The organism is Streptomyces atriruber (assembly GCF_001418325.1).
GTDB lineage: Bacteria > Actinomycetota > Actinomycetes > Streptomycetales > Streptomycetaceae > Streptomyces > Streptomyces atriruber.
This window is the reverse complement of the sequence record NZ_LIPN01000528.1, coordinates 1-16,191: the sequence shown is the minus strand read 5'-3', so window position 1 is coordinate 16,191 and position 16,191 is coordinate 1. Positions and strand designations below refer to the sequence as shown.

14 protein-coding genes, 2 tRNA genes and 1 riboswitch are annotated in these 16,191 nt (G+C 71.7%); of the genes, 5 read left to right on the top strand and 11 right to left on the bottom strand.

The annotated features are described in order from the left end of the window. Positions 1-845: tRNA (guanosine(46)-N7)-methyltransferase TrmB (gene trmB, locus AOK03_RS37720; protein WP_055569878.1), on the top strand; the 845-nt coding region annotated here is incomplete at its 5' end. Between the two features lie 43 nt (positions 846-888). Next, positions 889-2,274 carry a PrsW family intramembrane metalloprotease gene (locus AOK03_RS37715; protein ID WP_055569876.1) on the top strand — a complete coding sequence of 462 codons (1,386 nt, stop codon included), beginning with the start codon at positions 889-891 and terminating at the stop codon, positions 2,272-2,274. Here the strand turns inward: AOK03_RS37715 and AOK03_RS37710 are convergent. The 7 genes from AOK03_RS37710 to AOK03_RS37680 all read right to left on the bottom strand — a co-directional run bounded on the left by AOK03_RS37710 (position 2,271) and on the right by AOK03_RS37680 (position 10,233). Continuing rightward, complete coding sequence (locus AOK03_RS37710) at positions 2,271-3,215, bottom strand: aldo/keto reductase (protein WP_055569875.1); 945 nt, start codon at positions 3,213-3,215, stop codon at positions 2,271-2,273. The two genes, AOK03_RS37715 and AOK03_RS37710, sit on opposite strands and share 4 nt — an antisense overlap. Before the next feature lie 160 nt (positions 3,216-3,375). Continuing rightward, entirely contained in the window at positions 3,376-4,446 is a 1,071-nt protein-coding gene (locus AOK03_RS37705; RefSeq protein ID WP_055569874.1) for a M23 family metallopeptidase, read from the bottom strand. An 11-nt stretch (positions 4,447-4,457) separates the two neighbouring features. Beyond that, positions 4,458-4,605, bottom strand: a riboswitch (cyclic di-AMP (ydaO/yuaA leader). Between the two features lie 221 nt (positions 4,606-4,826). After that, positions 4,827-6,023 carry a PP2C family protein-serine/threonine phosphatase gene (locus AOK03_RS37700; RefSeq protein WP_055569873.1) on the bottom strand — a complete coding sequence of 399 codons (1,197 nt, stop codon included), beginning with the start codon at positions 6,021-6,023 and terminating at the stop codon, positions 4,827-4,829. 154 nt (positions 6,024-6,177) lie between these two features. Then, positions 6,178-6,251: transfer RNA gene (locus AOK03_RS37695), tRNA-Met, on the bottom strand. Between the two features lie 46 nt (positions 6,252-6,297). Continuing rightward, entirely contained in the window at positions 6,298-7,527 is a 1,230-nt protein-coding gene (locus AOK03_RS37690) for an alginate lyase family protein (protein WP_055569872.1), read from the bottom strand. 100 nt (positions 7,528-7,627) lie between these two features. Then, complete coding sequence (locus AOK03_RS37685) at positions 7,628-8,476, bottom strand: glycosyltransferase family 2 protein (protein WP_055569877.1); 849 nt, start codon at positions 8,474-8,476, stop codon at positions 7,628-7,630. A gap of 188 nt (positions 8,477-8,664) precedes the next feature. Next, positions 8,665-10,233, bottom strand: coding sequence for an MFS transporter (locus AOK03_RS37680; protein WP_055569871.1), 1,569 nt, complete (start codon positions 10,231-10,233; stop codon positions 8,665-8,667). A 299-nt stretch (positions 10,234-10,532) separates the two neighbouring features. Between AOK03_RS37680 and AOK03_RS37675 the strand changes: the two genes are divergently transcribed. From AOK03_RS37675 to AOK03_RS37665, 3 genes are all read left to right on the top strand, one after another. Beyond that, positions 10,533-11,078 (top strand): YceI family protein, encoded by a 546-nt coding sequence (locus AOK03_RS37675; protein ID WP_055569870.1) that lies wholly within the window; start codon positions 10,533-10,535, stop codon positions 11,076-11,078. A gap of 104 nt (positions 11,079-11,182) precedes the next feature. Beyond that, positions 11,183-11,536 carry an ANTAR domain-containing protein gene (locus tag AOK03_RS37670; RefSeq protein ID WP_157869188.1) on the top strand — a complete coding sequence of 118 codons (354 nt, stop codon included), beginning with the start codon at positions 11,183-11,185 and terminating at the stop codon, positions 11,534-11,536. A gap of 41 nt (positions 11,537-11,577) precedes the next feature. Then, positions 11,578-12,174, top strand: coding sequence for a chemotaxis protein CheB (locus tag AOK03_RS37665; RefSeq protein ID WP_244177910.1), 597 nt, complete (start codon positions 11,578-11,580; stop codon positions 12,172-12,174). Between the two features lie 66 nt (positions 12,175-12,240). Here the strand turns inward: AOK03_RS37665 and AOK03_RS37660 are convergent. The 4 genes from AOK03_RS37660 to AOK03_RS37645 form a co-directional block, all read right to left on the bottom strand. Beyond that, positions 12,241-12,313 (bottom strand) — tRNA-Lys (locus AOK03_RS37660). A 129-nt stretch (positions 12,314-12,442) separates the two neighbouring features. Next, the gene (locus AOK03_RS37655; protein ID WP_055569867.1) at positions 12,443-14,680 is read right to left on the bottom strand and encodes a DEAD/DEAH box helicase; all 2,238 of its coding nucleotides are present in this window, start codon (positions 14,678-14,680) and stop codon (positions 12,443-12,445) included. Positions 14,681-14,929: 249 nt separating this feature from the next. Beyond that, positions 14,930-15,481 carry a hypothetical protein gene (locus AOK03_RS37650; protein WP_055569866.1) on the bottom strand — a complete coding sequence of 184 codons (552 nt, stop codon included), beginning with the start codon at positions 15,479-15,481 and terminating at the stop codon, positions 14,930-14,932. 188 nt (positions 15,482-15,669) lie between these two features. Then, positions 15,670-16,020, bottom strand: a complete 351-nt coding sequence (locus AOK03_RS37645) for a metallopeptidase family protein (protein ID WP_055569865.1) — start codon at positions 16,018-16,020, stop codon at positions 15,670-15,672. Positions 16,021-16,191 lie beyond the last annotated feature (171 nt).

The following is a 16,191-nucleotide window of genomic DNA, read 5'->3' as shown; positions in this document are numbered from 1 at the left end:
TGTCTGACTCACCTCGTAATGCCGATGCCCCCGACGCTGCTGCCTCCGCCCCTCGGGTGGGTGGGCGGGTGCAGGCTGCGCCCCGGTTTCCCGGGGGGCCCTCGCCCGATCCTGCCGGGTCGCACCATGAGCGGCGGATCCGTAGCTTCCAGCCCCGTCGCAGCCGGGTCACCACCAGTCAGGGCGACGCCCTGCGGCGGCTCTGGCCCAAGTGGGGACTGGACATCGACGGGCTCCGTCCGCTGAACCTCGCCGAGCTGTTCGGCGATGAGCAGGGGGCGCGTCCCGGCATGCCCGTCGTTCTGGAGATCGGGTTCGGCATGGGTGAGGCCACCGCCCAGATGGCCGCCGCCGACCCGGACACCGGCATCCTCGCCGTCGACGTGCACACCCCGGGCCAGGGCAACCTCCTCGGCCTCGCCGAGCGCGCCGGCCTCGACAACGTCCGCGTGGCCAATGGGGACGCGATCATCCTGCTCCGCGAGATGTTGCCGGCCGAGTGCCTCGACGGGCTGCGCGTCTACTTCCCCGATCCCTGGCCCAAGGCCCGGCACCACAAGCGCCGCCTCATCCAGCCCGAGTTCCTGACGCTCGCCGCGCCCTCCCTCAAGCCGGGTGCGGTGCTGCACTGCGCCACCGACTGGGAGCCGTACGCCGAGCAGATGCTGGAGGTGCTCACCGCGCACCCCGACTTCGAGAACACGCAGCCCGACGGCGGGTACGCCCCGCGCCCCGCCTTCCGCCCCCGCACCCGCTTCGAGGGCCAGGGCCTGGACAAGGGCCACGTCGTCCACGACCTGCTGTTCCGCCGCGTGCCGGGCCCAACCGCCCCCGCGCAGGACTGAGGCACCGTCGCGGCCACCCCCATCCCTCGTTAGGGTCGACGACGTGGCCACCGGTTCTCCGTATCCGATACCCCCCGAGGCACCCGCCCCGAGGGAGCTCCGCCGTATCCGCTGGTGGCAGCGGCGCGCGATACGCGTGGCCGCGCTGGTCACGCTGCTCGCCCTCTCCGGTCTGGTGATCCTCGCCCTGGTGAGGGAGCAGACCGGCACCGAGGGCTTCCTCGTCGGGCTCGGCCTCGCGACCGTCCCCGTGCCGCTCCTGGTCGCCGCGTTCCGCTGGCTGGACCGGGTGGCACCGGGCCCCTGGCGGAACCTCCTCTTCTCCTTCTCCTGGGGAGCCTGCGCAGCCGCACTCGTCGCGATCGTGGCGAACAGCTTCGCGATCCGCTGGATAGCCACCGCCACCGCCGACCCCAGCAGCGCGGACACCCTCGGCGCGACGGTCATCGCCCCGATCGTCGAGGAGAGCGCGAAGGCCGCGGCCGTGCTCCTCGTCTTCCTCTTCCGCAGACGCGACTTCACGGGAATCGTCGACGGCGTCGTCATAGCGGGGGTGACCGCGACCGGGTTCGCGTTCACCGAGAACATCCTCTATCTGGGCAACGCCTTCGTCACCGACCAGCTCAGCCGCGAGAGCGGCCTCGCCTCCGTGACGGCCGCGACCTTCTTCGTACGCGTCGTCATGTCGCCCTTCGCGCACCCGCTGTTCACGGTCCTGACCGGCATCGGCTTCGGCATCGCCGCGCTCTCGGCCGAGCGGCAGCTCCTGCGCCGCGTGCTGCTCCCGCTCGGCGGGCTGCTGCTCGCGATGGGCATGCACGCGCTGTGGAACGGCTCCGCGGTCTTCGGTCAGTTCGGCTTCTTCACCGTGTACGCCCTCTTCATGCTCCCGGCGTTCGGGCTGCTGACCTGGCTGGCCATCTGGACCCGGCAGCGCGAGCTGCGCATGATCCGCGAAGAGCTGCCCGTGTACGCGGCGGCGGGCTGGCTCACCCCGTCCGAGCCGTTCGCGCTCGGCTCGATGCGCGCCCGCTCGATGGCCCGCGACTACGCCTCGTACACCTGGGGCAAGCCCGCGGCCCGCACGGTCGCGGAGTACCAGGCGTACGCGACGTCGCTCGCGTTCCTGCGCCACCGGGGCCGCCGCGGCCGGGCCGGGGCCGACTTCGTCGTACGGGAGCGGGAACTCCTCGAAAAGCTGTGGGAGCGCCGCGAGCCGGCCCGCCCCGCCCTCGCGTACGCGGCCCAGGCGACGGCACCGGTCATGCCCCCGATGTCGTACGGAGCGTATGGCGCGTACGGGGCGTACGGCATGTACGGGGCGCAGGGGGCGTACGGCCGTCCCTCGCCCCCCGCCCCCTACGGGCAGCCGCAGCCCTACCCGGCCTACGGCTACCCGACGACCTACAACCCCTACTACCGCCCCTAGGCGGAGGCCGCGTTCAGCGCCGACAGCTCCGCGTCCGTCAGCTCCAGGTCGGCCACCGCGAGCAGCGCGGGCAGCTGCTCCACCGTGCGCGCGGAAGCGATCGGCGCCGCCACGGTGGGCTGGGCGGCGAGCCAGGCCAGTGCCACGGTGGGCACCTGCGCGTCGTGCGCCTGCGCGATCTCGTCGAGGGCGGTGAGGACGCGGTCGCCCCGCTCGGTCCCCACGTACGCCTCGACGCGCGAGTACCGCGCGCTCTCGACGTGTGCGCCCGCGCGGTACTTGCCGGTCAGGAAGCCCGCCGCGAGCCCGAAGTAGGGGACGGCCGCGAGGCCGGAGCGCGAGGCGACCTCCTGGAGGGGGCCCTCGTAGGTGTCGCGGGAGACGAGGTTGTAGTGCGGCTGCAGCGCGACGTAACGCGCGAGGCCCTCGCGGTCGGAGAGGTCGAGGGACTCCTGGAGCCGCTCGGGGGAGATGTTGGAGGCGGCGATGGCACGCACCTTGCCCGCCCGCACCAGCTCGTCGAGCGCGCCGATGATCTCCTCCACGGGCACCGAGGTGTCGTCGAAGTGCGTGTAGTAGAGGTCGATGTAGTCGGTGCCGAGGCGCTGCAGGGACGCGTCGGCGGCGGCCTTGATGGTGGTGGCGGACAGGCCCTTGTAATCGGGATGGGCGCCGACCTTGGTGGCCACGACGACGTCCGAGCGGTTGCCGCGCTCGGCGAGCCATTCACCGATGAGGGTCTCGGACTCGCCGCCCTTGTTGCCGTCCACCCAGGCCGTGTACGCGTCGGCGGTGTCGATGAAGTTGCCGCCCGCCGCGGTGTAGGCGTCGAGGACGGCGAAGGACGTGGCCCGGTCCGCGGTCCAGCCGAAGACGTTGCCGCCGAGGGAGAGCGGGAAGACTTCGAGGTCGGATGAGCCGAGTGTGCGAAGAGGAGTCATACGCACCTCAACGCGCCCACCGGAAACGGAATTCCGTGCAAGACACACGCAACGTGCGGGACACACCGAACCGGCAGCCCTGGCGTCGGGGGGGGTGTCGCCAGGGCCGCCGGGGTTCAGAGGTTCAGAAATCCGGGGGAGGACAGGGGAGGTCAGGGAATCAGGGGTTGAGGCCCTTGCCCTGCAGCCAGCCGAGGGGGTCGATCCCCGTGCCGTCGGGCGTGTGGACCTCCATGTGGAGATGCGGCCCCGTGACGTTGCCGGTCGCGCCGACGCGGCCGATGACGTCCCCCGTGGAGACCTTCTGGCCCGCGCTGACGTTCAGCGAGGACTGGTGGCAGTACCAGATCTCCGTCCCGTCCTCGAGTTCGAGCACGGTGCGGTAGCCGTACGCACCCGCCCAGCCCGCCTCCTTGACGGTGCCGGTGTGCACGGCCTTGAGCGGGGTACCCGTGGGCGCGGCGAAGTCCAGGCCGGTGTGGTGGCCGGAGGACCACATGGATCCGGCGTCACCGAAGTGCGAGGTGAGGGTGTACGAGGAGGTGGGGATGACGTAGCTCTTGGCGAGCTTGGCCAGGCGCTCGGCCTCGGCCTTGGCCTTCCGGGCCTCCTCCTCCTTCTTCTTCTTGGCGGCGGCCTTGGCGTCCGCCTCCTTCTCGGCGGCCCTGCGCTGGGCGTCCGCCTCTTCGCCGGCCTTCTTCGCGGCGGCGTCCTCGGCCGCGGCCCGCACGGCGGTGTCCGCCTGGTTCTGCTGGTTCTCGGCCTGCTGCATGATGCGGGCGCGCAGTGCCTCGCCCGCGTCGGTGGTGCCCTGCTCGGCGTCGGCGGTGCTGACGCCCGCGGCGGTGAGGGGGGCTGCCGCGGCGGCGGTCGTGGTGTCCGACGAGTCGTCGTCGGACATCAGGGAGCCCACGCCCGGCAGGGACTTGGCCTCGGGCAGCGAGTCCGTGACGACGCCCAGATCGGGCATCGATATGGAGACCGGCGGCTTGCCGTCCTGCGCGGTGGCGATGCCGCCCGCGCCGACGGCGGCGATGACGCCCACACCGAGCACGGTGGAGCTGCGGGCGAGCCCGCCGCCGCTCTTCTTGTGCACACGGTGCCTGCCGCGGACGGGACGGACGGACTCCTCGGTGGGGTTCCACTCTTCGAAGGAGCCCTCGTCGTACGAACCGAAGTCGTCGTCATTCGGTACGTACACGGCTTGGGGGGCAGGCCGGTTGGACGCCACTGGGGCGCACTCCTTTCCTTCCTTCTCGCCTACCGGGTTAGCTGACGGGTTCGGAGCAGGAAGGTCTCCTACGAACATCTGGCACGGATGCACAGATGCCCGATTCACCCCATGTTGGTGGTTCCCCGGCTCCCTTGCGGGATTAGGCGCATGCGCGCGGAGCCGCCTCGAGTGACGGCTGGGACGACCGCGCTGCGTTATCGAACGTTAATAGACAGCGGGTCGGTATTCCAAGCCGTTCCGGTTGATCGTTAACGCTCATCGGCCGTACGTACCGGGACACGGGGGTGTGGAACGGGGCGAGTTGACCCCGTCTCCTCAAACACCGGAGCTTCACATTTTCTTGACAGTACGTCAGTTGTTATGCGGAGGGGTGCACTTCAGTCACCGGCCGTGACGTCGACCGTGACGTCCGGATCCGCGGCGGTGGGACGCCGCACCGCGAGCAGCGCCATGTCGTCCGTCATCCCGCCCCCGGTGTGCCGTCGCACCTCCCCCGCGAGCGCCGCGAGGAGCGCGTGCGGGCCACCGCGGCCCGGGAAGATCCGCCCGCCGAGCCGGGTCGCGGGATCGTAGAACTCCCCCGCCGCGTCGCGCGCCTCCGAGAGGCCGTCCGTGTAGAAGAGCAGCAGCGCGCCGGGCGGCAGCTCCGCCTCGTCCGCACGGTCCGGCCAGGCCCCCAGGTCGCCCATGCCGAGCGGCAGCGCGGGTTCGGTCGCCGACAGGACGCACAGCCGCCCGTCGCCGCGCAGCAGCAGCGGCGGCGGGTGCCCGCGGTTGATGAGCCGCACGGCGCCCTCGCCGTGCCGGATCTCGGCGAGGACGGCGGTGGTGAACCCCTCGAACGCGTCGAGCCCCTCGCGCCGGGTGCCCTCGCGCGCGAGCGCCCGCTCCAGGCGCTGCGCGACCGCCTCCAGGGTGGCCTCCTGCTCGGCGGCCTCCCGGAAGGCACCGATGACGACGGCGACGGCCGCGACCGCGCCCATGCCCTTGCCCCGCACGTCACCGACGATGAGCCGCACGCCGTGCGGGGTGTCCTGCACCGCGTACAGATCGCCTCCGATGAACGCGTCGGCCTGCGCGGCCTCGTACCGCGCCGCGATGTCGAGCCCGCCGATGCGCGGATCCGGCGTGGGCAGCACGGCGCGCTGGGTGGCCTCGGAGATGGAGCGGGCGATGGCGAGCCGGTCGTTACCGCGGCGGACGACGCGGTTGATGACGATCGCGAGCGCGGCGACGGTCATCACGGTGACCACCTCGGTGACGGCCTCGACGTGACTGTTCACGGCGCTGCCGTAGTGCAGGACGAGGACGGCGCCGGTGGCCGCCGCGCCGGTCAGGACGGTGTTGAGCCGTGAGTAGAAGGGGGCGGCGATCAGTGGGGCGGCCGTGAAGAGGGGGGCGGCGGTGAACTCCGACGGGGTCATCGCGTCGTACAGGACGCCGACGACGAGGAGCAGCAGGGGCAGGACCCGGACGAACGCCCGCTCGGGCCCGGTGGCACCCCTCTCGTCGGTCCCTCCTCGCTGCCCCACCGCTTGTCTCCCGCCGACTCCGCGCCCATCACCGCGCTGCATTCAGGGTTCCCGCAGCGGCGGGCGGGTGCGACCTGGTGTGGGCCGACCGGGTTAGGCCCTGTCGGGCGAGCGGCCCGCGCGGGAGAAAGGCTCCGGGCGGAAAACACCGATGGCCCGGAACCATGATTCATGGTTCCGGGCCATCGGCCTTCAGTAGCGGGGACAGGATTTGAACCTGCGACCTCTGGGTTATGAGCCCAGCGAGCTACCGAGCTGCTCCACCCCGCGTCGGTGAACACAACAGTACGCCATCCGGAGGGGTGCGTCGAACCACTTAGGGCCTGTCCGCGTGCGTGAGGGTCTCCCAGGCCACGAAGAGACCGTCGGTCCCCTCGGGCCGCTGCTCCTTCGTGTACTTCTCGGTCTGCGGCATGTCCAGCTTCAGGCGCCCGCGCAGATGGTTCAGGCCGACCTCCGTGTCGGGCCCCATGTCGCGCTCCACCTTGCCGCCGCACAGCCAGTCCGGCGCCGTCGCGCCCAGCTGGTACTTGGAGTGGAACTCGAAGGCGGCCCGCAGCCGGTCCTTGACCTCGCCGTACAGGTCGACGCCCTGGTGCCAGGCGGTCTCCGCCATGTGCGAGGTGGCGGCGAGCGAGTAGCTGGCGTGCTTGAAGTTGCGGCAGGTCTCCTGGGAGAGCCCGTCGGCGTACGTGCCCTGCCCGAACCAGTACTTCTTCAGCTCGGCCGCGGTGTCGATGTCGCTGCCCGCCGGGGAGACGGGCAGCTTCCCGTCCGACGTCAGATAGAAGTACGCGGGCACCCGCGTCCTGAAGTGCTGCACGGCCTTCTCGAACGTGGGGTGGTCGTCGAGGAAGACGGCCATGCTCATGGTGGCGTCGGCCATCACCAGGTCCCAGTTGCCGTTGCGCTCGACGGACCCGTCCCTGACCTGGGGCAGATAGGCGTTGCGCAGCATCCGCTCGAAGCGCAGGAGCTGCCCGTCGGTCCAGCCGTCGTACGTGTAGCGCACGGCCTCGGCGGCCCGCGCCCAGGACGAGGCGGCCCAGCCGGTCTGCAGCCCGGCGTTGTCCTCGGTGTGCCCGGTGATCACCTTCGACCAGGCGTCCATGATCTGCACGGCCTTCTCGGCGTGCGCGCGCTCGCCGGTGATGTTCCAGAGCAGGGCGTGCGTGTACGCGGCCAGCGCGTCCTCGCGCTCCTCCACGCACCCCCGGCCGGGGCGGGTGTCGGGCGGGCACTCCACCACGGCGTACGGCCTCGCCGTGTAGTCGTCGGCCGCGTACTTGCTGTCCCGCATCTGCTCGTACGCCGTGAACCACGGCTGTTCCCGCGCCCTGACGTGCGCGCGGACCCGGTCGAGCTGCGCCTTGCTGACCAGGACGCCGGGGTGCTCGAAGGCCTGGTCGAGGGGGCGGGCCGCGGCCGTACGCGTGTCGCCCCCGTCGGAATCACCACCTCCGCAGGCCGCGGCGAGGGCGACGAGAAGCGGTGCGACGATCAGCACCAGAACGCGCTGCCGCCGCCGACGAACCCTTGCTGCCATCACCGCACCTCCCGCTGCACCGCCGGACTCCCGACGGCCACTGGCAGTCCAGCGTCACCCGCGCCCCCGGCCCGCGCGCGACCTGAGTGAGCCGTTCGGGTCAGATCACCGGGGGCCGGCCCAGCCGCGTCAGCCGCCAGACGGTGCGCCACCGCATGGGCTTGCGGACGCCGCACGGGGTCCGCATCCCTTCGACGAAGCCGCCGGCCCAGGCCCGCAGGCCCGGCACCGAGCGGGTGCGCACGAGGGTGAGGAGGGTCCAGACGCCCAGGTGCACCGGGATCAGCGGGAGGGGGAGGTGGCGGCGGACCAGCCAGACGCGGTTGCGGGCGGTGTTGCGGTAGTAGACGGCGTGCCGGGCCGGGGAGGTCTTGGGGTGCTGGAGCAGCAGGGCGGGTTCGTAGAGGATCGTCCAGCCGTCGTCGACGGCCCGCCAGGCCAGGTCGGTCTCCTCGTGCCCGAAGAAGAACTGGGCGGGCCAGGTGCCGGTGCGGGCCAGCATCGCCGTGGACAGGGCGTGGCCGCCGCCGAGGAAGGCGGTCACCGGGCCCCGGCGCATCGGGTCGGAGGCGCGCAGCCGGGGGATGTGGCGGCGCTGGGTCTCGCCGTTCTCGTCGGCGATGCGGAAGCCTGCGATGCCGAGGCGGGGGTCGGCGGCGAACAGGTCGCGGATGCGGCGGAAGACGTCGGTGTCGACGAGCAGGCCGTCGTCGTCGAGCTCGATGACGACGTCCACGTCGCCGAAGTCCATGAGCCGCTGGATGGCGACGTTGCGGCCGCCCGGGCAGCCGAGGTTCTCGTCGAGTTCGACGGTCGTCACCTCGCCGGGCAGGGGCGGGAGTTCCGGCAGCGGTGAGCCGTTGCCGATGAGGACGACGCGGTCCGCGGGCACGTCCTGCATCGCCACGGACGCGAGCAGGGCGTCGAGCTCTCGGGGGCGGTTGCCCATCGTGATGACGGCGACGCCCAGGCGCGGCGGCTGCGGCACGGTGAGACTCCTGACGTGCGGGGTGCGGAGGTACGAGGGGTACGGGAAGCGGAACAGTCAACACCACGGCGCCCCGCCGGGCCGAAGCCGGGCGGGGCGCCGTGGTGTCGTACGAGCCTGTCGTCAGGGGCGGAGCCGGGGGCGCAAGGTCAGGCCGCCTTGGTCAGCTCGCCCGTGTGGTGGATCTCGTCGCCGGACTCGTGGTGGTCGCCCGCCGGGGACTTGCGGTCCCGGATGAGGAGGACGGCCAGGGCGGCCGCGGCCAGGACGCCCGCCGCACCGGCCCAGAAGCTGGCGGACATCGCCTCGGTGAAGGCCTCGCGGGCGGCCGTGGCGAGGGCGCTGTCGCCCGTGGAGGCGGCCAGGGCGAGCGCGTCCGAGACGGAGTGACCGGCCTCCGCGGGGGCGGAGTCGGGCATCGCGTCGGTGTAGGTGCGGGAGAGGACCGTGCCGAGGACGGCGACGCCGAGGGCCGCACCGGCCTGCTGGACCGTGTCGTTGAGGGCGGACCCGACACCGGCGTGCTCGGCGGGCACCGCGCTCATCAGGGCGCCGGTCGCCGCGGGCATCGCCAGGCCGCCGCCGATGCCGATCAGGACCATGGCCGCGGCGAGCATCCCGAACCCGGCGTCGGAGGGGAGGGAGGCGAGGGCGCCGAAGCCCGCGGCGATGACGGCCAGGCCGACGGCGGTCATGGGGCGGTTGCCGACCTTGTTGCCGAGGGTGGCGCCGATGCCGTTGAAGACGAGCGTGGCGACGGCCATCGGGGCGAAGGCGATGCCGGTCCTGGCGGGCGAGTAGCCGAGCACGAACTGCAGGTACTGGGTGAGGACGAGCATCAGCCCGCCGTTGGCGAAGGTCAGCAGGACCAGGGAGAAGCTGGCGCCGGTGAAGACGCGGTCGCGGAAGAGCGAGAGCGGCACCATCGGCGATTCGGTGCGCAGCTCCCAGATGCCGAAGGCGGCCAGGGAGACGAGGGCGACGCCGAGCGAGAGCTGCGTGCTCAGGTGTCCGAGACCGGCCTCGGCGGACTCGATGATCGTCCACACCAGCGCGGTCATGCCGACCACCGACAGGATCATCCCCAGCGGATCGGCCTTGCGGGCGGGGCCCTTGGACTCCGGCATCAGGACGAGCGCGGCGACGATGGCGAGCCCGGCGATCGGCACGTTCATCAGGAAGACCGAGCCCCACCAGAAGTGGGCGATGAGCACGCCGCCGAGCACCGGCCCGCCGACCAGGCCGACCGCGGCCACCGCGCTCCAGGCGCCGATCGCCTTGCGGCGCTCCTCGTCGTCGAAGACGGTGATCAGGATCGACAGCGTGCTCGGCATGATGAGTGCGCCGCCGATGCCCATCAACACCCGCCCCGCGATGAGCTGTTCGGGGTTCTGCGCGACGGTGGCCAGCAAGGACGCGGCCCCGAAGAGGGCCAGCCCCACGATCATCACCCGCCGTCGCCCGAACCGGTCGGAGAGGCTGCCCGCGGTGAGCAGCAGACCGGCGAAGACCAGGATGTACGAGTCGATGATCCACTGGATGTCCTGGGCGTCCGCGCTCAGGTCCGCGGCGATCGGCGGGACGGAGACGGTCAGGACCATGTTGTCCACGACCAGGACCAGCGTGCTCAGGCAGAGCACGATCAGGATCAGCCAGCGCCGCGGGTGACGGCTCCCTTCCGGCGCCACCGGACGCTCTTCCCTCAGCCGCTTCTCCATCGTGGGACCCCCAGCACATAGGCGGCACACCCGCTGCGTACGGCGTGCTCTCGCTGCGAACACTGTACGCACTGCGCACGGTGTGCGCAAGAAGCGAACACCGAACCCACGACCGGAGGGCAACCCGAGGGGCGACCGGAAGACCAACATGCAACACGACTTGATTCGGGCTGGGTTGGCGCTCGAACAGCCCGAACGCCGGCGGACCGCGGCGGTATCGTCGGGAAACCCACGACGCCATCCAGTGACCGGTTGCGCCGAACGCTCACTGCCTCTTTCTCTCCGGGAGTGACCAAGCAATGTCAGCCATCACCGAGCTCAGCGAACTCAGCGGCGAGTACGTCCTCGACCCCGCCCGCACCCGGATCGGCTTCGTCGCCCGCCACTCGGTGGGCCCCCGGGTCCACGGCCACTTCGAGGAGTTCGAGGGAAGTGCACGGCTGGACGGCGACGACCCCGCCAAGTCCGCCATCCGGCTCACGATCAAGTCGGCGAGCCTCCAGAGCCACAACAAGTTCCGCGACGACCCGGTGCGCGCCAAGTTCCTGGACATCGAGAACCACCCCGAGATCACCTTCACCTCGACCGGGGTGAAGCAGGTCGACGACACCCACTTCGAGGTCACCGGCGACCTGACCCTGCGCGGCACGACGAAGTCGCTCACCCTGGCCGTCGAGTCGACGGGCGGCGAGAACGACCCACAGGGCGACGTCAGGATCGGCTTCAAGGGCAGCGTTCCGATCGACCGCAAGGACTGGGGCGTGCGGGCGAACCCCGTGGACACGCTCATCGTCAGCTCGCAGGTGACGGTGGAGTTCGAGGTCGCCGCGGTCCGCCGCCCCTGACCGCCTTTGAAAGTGCGGGGTCCGGGCAGCTTCCCCCTATGGCGGTAGACACGAACGCTCTGCTGAAACAGGTCGATTCCACCCGAGAATGCACCATTCTCCTCATGCTGAGGGCCTATCAGGCCATCGACATGAGCCACCGGTTGGCCGCCGACCACCGACGGCACGCCGACCGGGCCCGGACGGAAATCGAGGCGCTGCGCCGCGAGAACGCGCAGTTGTACAAGGCGCTCGCCGGACGCCCCGTGGTGGACCAGGCCCGGGGCGTGCTGATGGCCGCGGGCGCCCATGGCGCGCAGGACGCCTGGGAGGTGCTGGTGGACACCTCCCAGCGCACCAACACCAGACTGCGGCTGGTCGCGGAGATGGTGGTGGCCGGTGCCGCCGACGGGCCGGTCGCCCCGCACATCGCCGCGCAGCTGCGGGAGTCGCTCACCCGACACGCCGCGGAACGATGAGCCGCCCCCGGGCCACGGGACACCTGGCATACCGTCGCCGCGTGACCACACGCTTGCCGGACCCCGGTGAACGAGCCGACATCGTGCTGATCGCCTCGTCCGCCGGCGGCATCCGGGGCCTCGGTACGCTGCTGGCCGGACTGCGGGCCCCGTTCCCCGTACCGGTGCTGGTGGCCCAGCACCTCCGCAGCTCCCGCGAGACGCAGATCGTCAGCATCCTGGCGCGGACGTCCACGCTCCACGTCAAGCTGGCCGACGACGGCGAGACCCCCGAAGCAGGCACCGCCTACGTCGCCCCGCCGGACCACCACCTGTGCGTGGAGAAGGACAGGGAGCTCTCCCTGAGCGGCGCGGGACGGATCAACTTCGCCCGTCCTGCCGCCGACCCGCTCTTCGAATCGGCGGCGCGGGCCTACGGATCACGGGTCATCGCCTGCGTCCTCACCGGCGCCGACGGCGACGGAGCCCGGGGCATCGAAACGGTCAAGGCGCACGGCGGCACCGTCATCGTGCAGGACCCCGCCAGCGCGGAGTTCCACAGCATGCCCCAGGCGGCCGTGGACACGGGCAAGGCGGACGCCGTGCTGCCCCTGGAGGAGATCGCGGAGGAGCTCAACCGACTCCTTGTGCCGCGCTGACACGGAGGAGTTCCCGCGGACACCGAAGAGCCCCGGCCAGCCTGTGGCTGACCGGGGCTTTCGCGGTAGACCGTGTGGGACTCGAACCCACAACCAATGGATTAAAAGTCCACTGCTCTGCCAATTGAGCTAACGGTCCTCGTTGGTGCACCCCCGAGCATAGCGGGGCGGGCCCCGCCATCCGATCGGGTATCGGCGTTTCACGGCGAAGGGCCCGTCCGACAGGAGTGTCGGACGGGCCCTTCGCTCATGCGGGCCTGGCTACAGGTCAGCCGTTGCGCTTCCAGCGCGGCTTGTCGTCACGGCGGCCGAAGGAGCCCGTGCCGGAGCCGGAGCGGTCGTCGCGGCGGTTGTACGACGGACGGTCGTGGCCACCGGAGCGGAAGCCGCCCGAGGGACGGTCGTCGCGGCGGTCACGGTTGAACGGACGGTCGCTGCCACGGTGGCCGCCGGAGGGGCGGTCGTCGCGGCGGAAGCTGCCGCCGGAGGGACGCTCGTCGCGACGGAAGCCGCCACCGCGGTTGTCGTCACGGCGCTCGAAGGAACGGCCGCCACGGTCGTCACGACGCTCGTCGCGGCGGAAACCGCCACCACGGCTGTCGTCACGACGGTCACGGTTGAAGCCACCGCCACGGTTGTCGTCGCGACGGAAGCCACCGCCGCGGTTGTCGTCACGACGGTCACGGTTGAAGCCGCCACCGCGGTTGTCGTCGCGACGCTCGAAGGAACGGCCGCCACGGTCGTCACGACGCTCGTCGCGGCGGAAACCGCCACCACGGCTGTCGTCACGACGGTCACGGTTGAAGCCGCCACCGCGGTTGTCGCGGCGGTCACGCTCGTAGTTGCCGCGCTCGTCGCGCTGCGGACGACGGTTGTCGTACGAGGAGGAACGCTCGTCGCGGACCGGGCGCTCGGCGACCGGCTGCTCCGGCACCGACGCGGCGGCCTCGACGATCGCCTCGGCGGCGGCGGTGGCCTCGGCGACCGCCGCCTCCGGGTCGTCACCGCGCTCGCGGGCGGCACGCGCGGTGAGGCGGTCGGCCTCCTCGCGCAGTTCGGCGGCGCGGCGCGTGGCGCGCTCCAGTTCCTTGGTGAGGTCCTTGACCTCGCGCTCGGCCTGGGTCGCGGCGTTGCCCGCGGAGTCGGCCTGCACCTCGGTCATCGAGCGGGCGCCGGTGATCTCGGCGACCTCCGGGTCGAAGGTGCCGCCGCCGTTGATGATGTGACGCGAGGCGTCGACGCCCGCGTCCTCCATGAGGCGGAAGATCTGGCGGCGCTGGTGCGGCAGCGACAGGGAGACGACCGTGCCGGAGCGGCCCGCGCGGGCGGTACGGCCCGAGCGGTGCAGGTAGTCCTTGTGGTCGCCGGCCGGGTCCACGTTCAGGACCAGGTCGATGCCGTCGACGTGGATGCCGCGGGCGGCGACGTCGGTGGCGACGAGGGCGTTGACGTAGCCCTTCTTGAAGTCCTCCAGCACACGGGTGCGGGCACCCTGCGTCATGCCGCCGTGCAGCGCGTCGGCCTTCACGCCGGAGTCGCAGAGCTGCTCGGCGATGCGGTCGGCGCCCAGCTGGGTGCGGACGAAGATGATCGTGCGGCCCTTGCGCGCGGCGATGGCGGCCGTGACCGGCGCCTTGTCGCGCGGCTTCACGATCAGGATGTGGTGCGTCATGGTCGTGACGTTGCCCTGGGCGCTGTCGACCTCGTGCGTCACCGGGTTGTTCAGGTAGCGCTTGACCAGCGTGGAGATCTCGTTCTCCATCGTGGCCGAGAACAGCATGCGCTGGCCGCCGGCCGGAACCTGGTCGAGCAGCTCGGTGACCTCGGGCAGGAAGCCCAGGTCGGACATCTGGTCGGCCTCGTCGAGGACGGCGATCTGGGTGTTCTCCAGCGAGCAGGCACCGCGGTTGATGATGTCGCGCAGACGGCCCGGGGTGGCGACGAGGATGTCGACGCCGCGCTCCAGGGCGTAGATCTGGTTGCCCATCGACGTACCGCCGCAGACGACCTTCATCTTCAGGCCGAGCACGTCGCCGTAGGGCTGGAGGGCGTCCGCGACCTGCATCGCGAGCTCACGGGTCGGGGTGAGGATGACGCCGCGGGGCTTCTTCTTCTCGGTGCGGCCCTCGGCGGCCAGCGTCGCCAGCATCGGCAGACCGAAGGAGAGGGTCTTGCCGGAGCCGGTGCGGCCACGGCCGAGGATGTCCTTGCCGGCCAGGGCGTCCGGGATGGTCGCGGCCTGGATCGGGAAGGGGGTGGTCACGCCGTTCTGCGCGAGCTTGCGGACGACGCCCTCGGGCAGACCGAGGTCGGCGAAGGTGATCTCGGGCTCGGCGTCGGCGTCGGCCTCGGCGGCTTCGGCGTCGGCGTCGGTGGTGACCTCGGCGACGTCCTTGGCCCCGACGGTCTCGGCGGCGTCGGCGACGACCTCTGCGGCGTCGTTCTCGACGGCCTCGACGGCCTCGTTCTCGGGCAGGACGGCGTGGTCAGAACTGAAAATGGACATGCGAAATGCGAAACCTTCCGGAGTCTCGGCACGCGCCCGTCAACTCCGTGATTTCGCAATGGACCGCCTCTATGCGGTCAGCCACGGCAAGGGAGAGTACGCGCCACGCGGCGCTCTTCTGTGTCGGCGCCGGGCAAATGGGATCAAACGATCTACCACCATACGCACCCCCCACCCCGGATGGCAAACCGGCCCCCTCCTCGGGGTCCGTCCGAGGGCGCTCAGGGGCCCGCCAGTGGCCTGTGTCACCTACCGGGGACCCGCCTGGGGCGAGGGCTCGCGCCCCGCGATCTCCTCGTCCCGCCGCTGCAGCTGGGCGTCCTGCCCCGACCCCTCGTGCGCCGAGGACGACGGCTCCGGGGTGGTCGGATCGGGTGTCGGGGTCGGCGTGGGCTTCGGCGGGGTGGGCGTCGCGCTCGTCCGCGTCGGGGTCGGCTTCGGCCGCGTCGGAGTCGGCTTCCCGGGCGTGCCGGGCTTCGGCGGCTTCTTGGCGGCCGTCGCGGAGGAGGACTCCGAGGGCTCGGCGGCGCCCCGCTCGGCCTCGCCCGCACGGGACGATCCGCCCTTGCCCTTCTTCTTGCCCTTGCCCCGGCCGACGCTCTGCGCGCGCTCGTCCCCGGAGGCCACGTCACCGCCCTGCGTCACGGGGTCGCCGTCGGGAGCCGCCGCCCCGCTGCGCCGCCCCGCGGAGCGGTCGGGCGCCGGAGCGTTCCCGTCGTCACTGACGCTCATGCAGCCCGCGGTCGCCGCTACGGCCACCGCGACCGCGGCCCAACGGACGGGAACGTACAACTGGCGCACGGCCGAGCACCTCCTGAGGCGCTGAGAATCGAGACGCCCTGCCCAACTCCCGCAGCCCGCAAGAGGACACGGACGGCAACCCCCCGGGGGGCCGCCCCGCGCCGCCCCGCACACCAGGCCGGATGCCCTCGCTCACACGTCCCCGGAACTCATCCGCGCCCACGGCGCACGAGCCCGTGATCCACGGCTCACCCGTACCCGAGCGCGTGCAGCCGCTCGTCGTCGATCCCGAAGTGATGGGCGACCTCGTGCACCACGGTGATCTCCGTCTCGGCGACGACGTCCTCGCGCGACTCGCACATCCGCAGCGTCGGGCCCCGGTAGATCGTGATGCGGTCGGGCAGCACCCCGGCGTACCACTCGCCCCGGTCGGTCAGCGGAGTCCCCTCGTACAGCCCGAGCAACTCGGGATCCTCGGCAGGCGGCTCGTCCTCGACGAAAACGGCCACGTTGTCCATCAGCCGCGTCAGCTCCGGCGGAATCCGGTCGAGAGCCTCGCCGACCAGTTCCTCGAACTCCTCGCGCGTCATCTCCAGCACTCCCCCATTGTCGGCCACGCCCCTCGTCCCGTCCCGGCGTACCCCTCGCTCCGGCATACCGGCCGCCGCAACTGGGCATACGGGACCAATGGCCCGCGACTTCACCGTCGTCCCCCAAGGCGTGCGCAGGGCCGGTCGCGCCCTCGCAGGCCACTACCGCGCCCGCCGCAC

Excerpts from the sequence above, each read along its gene's own strand:
- AOK03_RS37710 (WP_055569875.1), bottom strand. The coding sequence starts at position 3,215 with ATGACTCCTCTTCGCACACTCGGCTCATCCGACCTCGAAGTCTTCCCG.
- AOK03_RS37700 (WP_055569873.1), bottom strand. The coding sequence starts at position 6,023 with ATGCAGCGCGGTGATGGGCGCGGAGTCGGCGGGAGACAAGCGGTGGGG.
- AOK03_RS37690 (WP_055569872.1), bottom strand. The coding sequence starts at position 7,527 with ATGGCAGCAAGGGTTCGTCGGCGGCGGCAGCGCGTTCTGGTGCTGATC.
- AOK03_RS37685 (WP_055569877.1), bottom strand. The coding sequence starts at position 8,476 with ATGGGCAACCGCCCCCGAGAGCTCGACGCCCTGCTCGCGTCCGTGGCG.
- AOK03_RS37680 (WP_055569871.1), bottom strand. The coding sequence starts at position 10,233 with ATGGAGAAGCGGCTGAGGGAAGAGCGTCCGGTGGCGCCGGAAGGGAGC.
- AOK03_RS37675 (WP_055569870.1), top strand. The coding sequence starts at position 10,533 with ATGTCAGCCATCACCGAGCTCAGCGAACTCAGCGGCGAGTACGTCCTC.
- AOK03_RS37670 (WP_157869188.1), top strand. The coding sequence starts at position 11,183 with ATGCTGAGGGCCTATCAGGCCATCGACATGAGCCACCGGTTGGCCGCC.
- AOK03_RS37655 (WP_055569867.1), bottom strand. The coding sequence starts at position 14,680 with ATGTCCATTTTCAGTTCTGACCACGCCGTCCTGCCCGAGAACGAGGCC.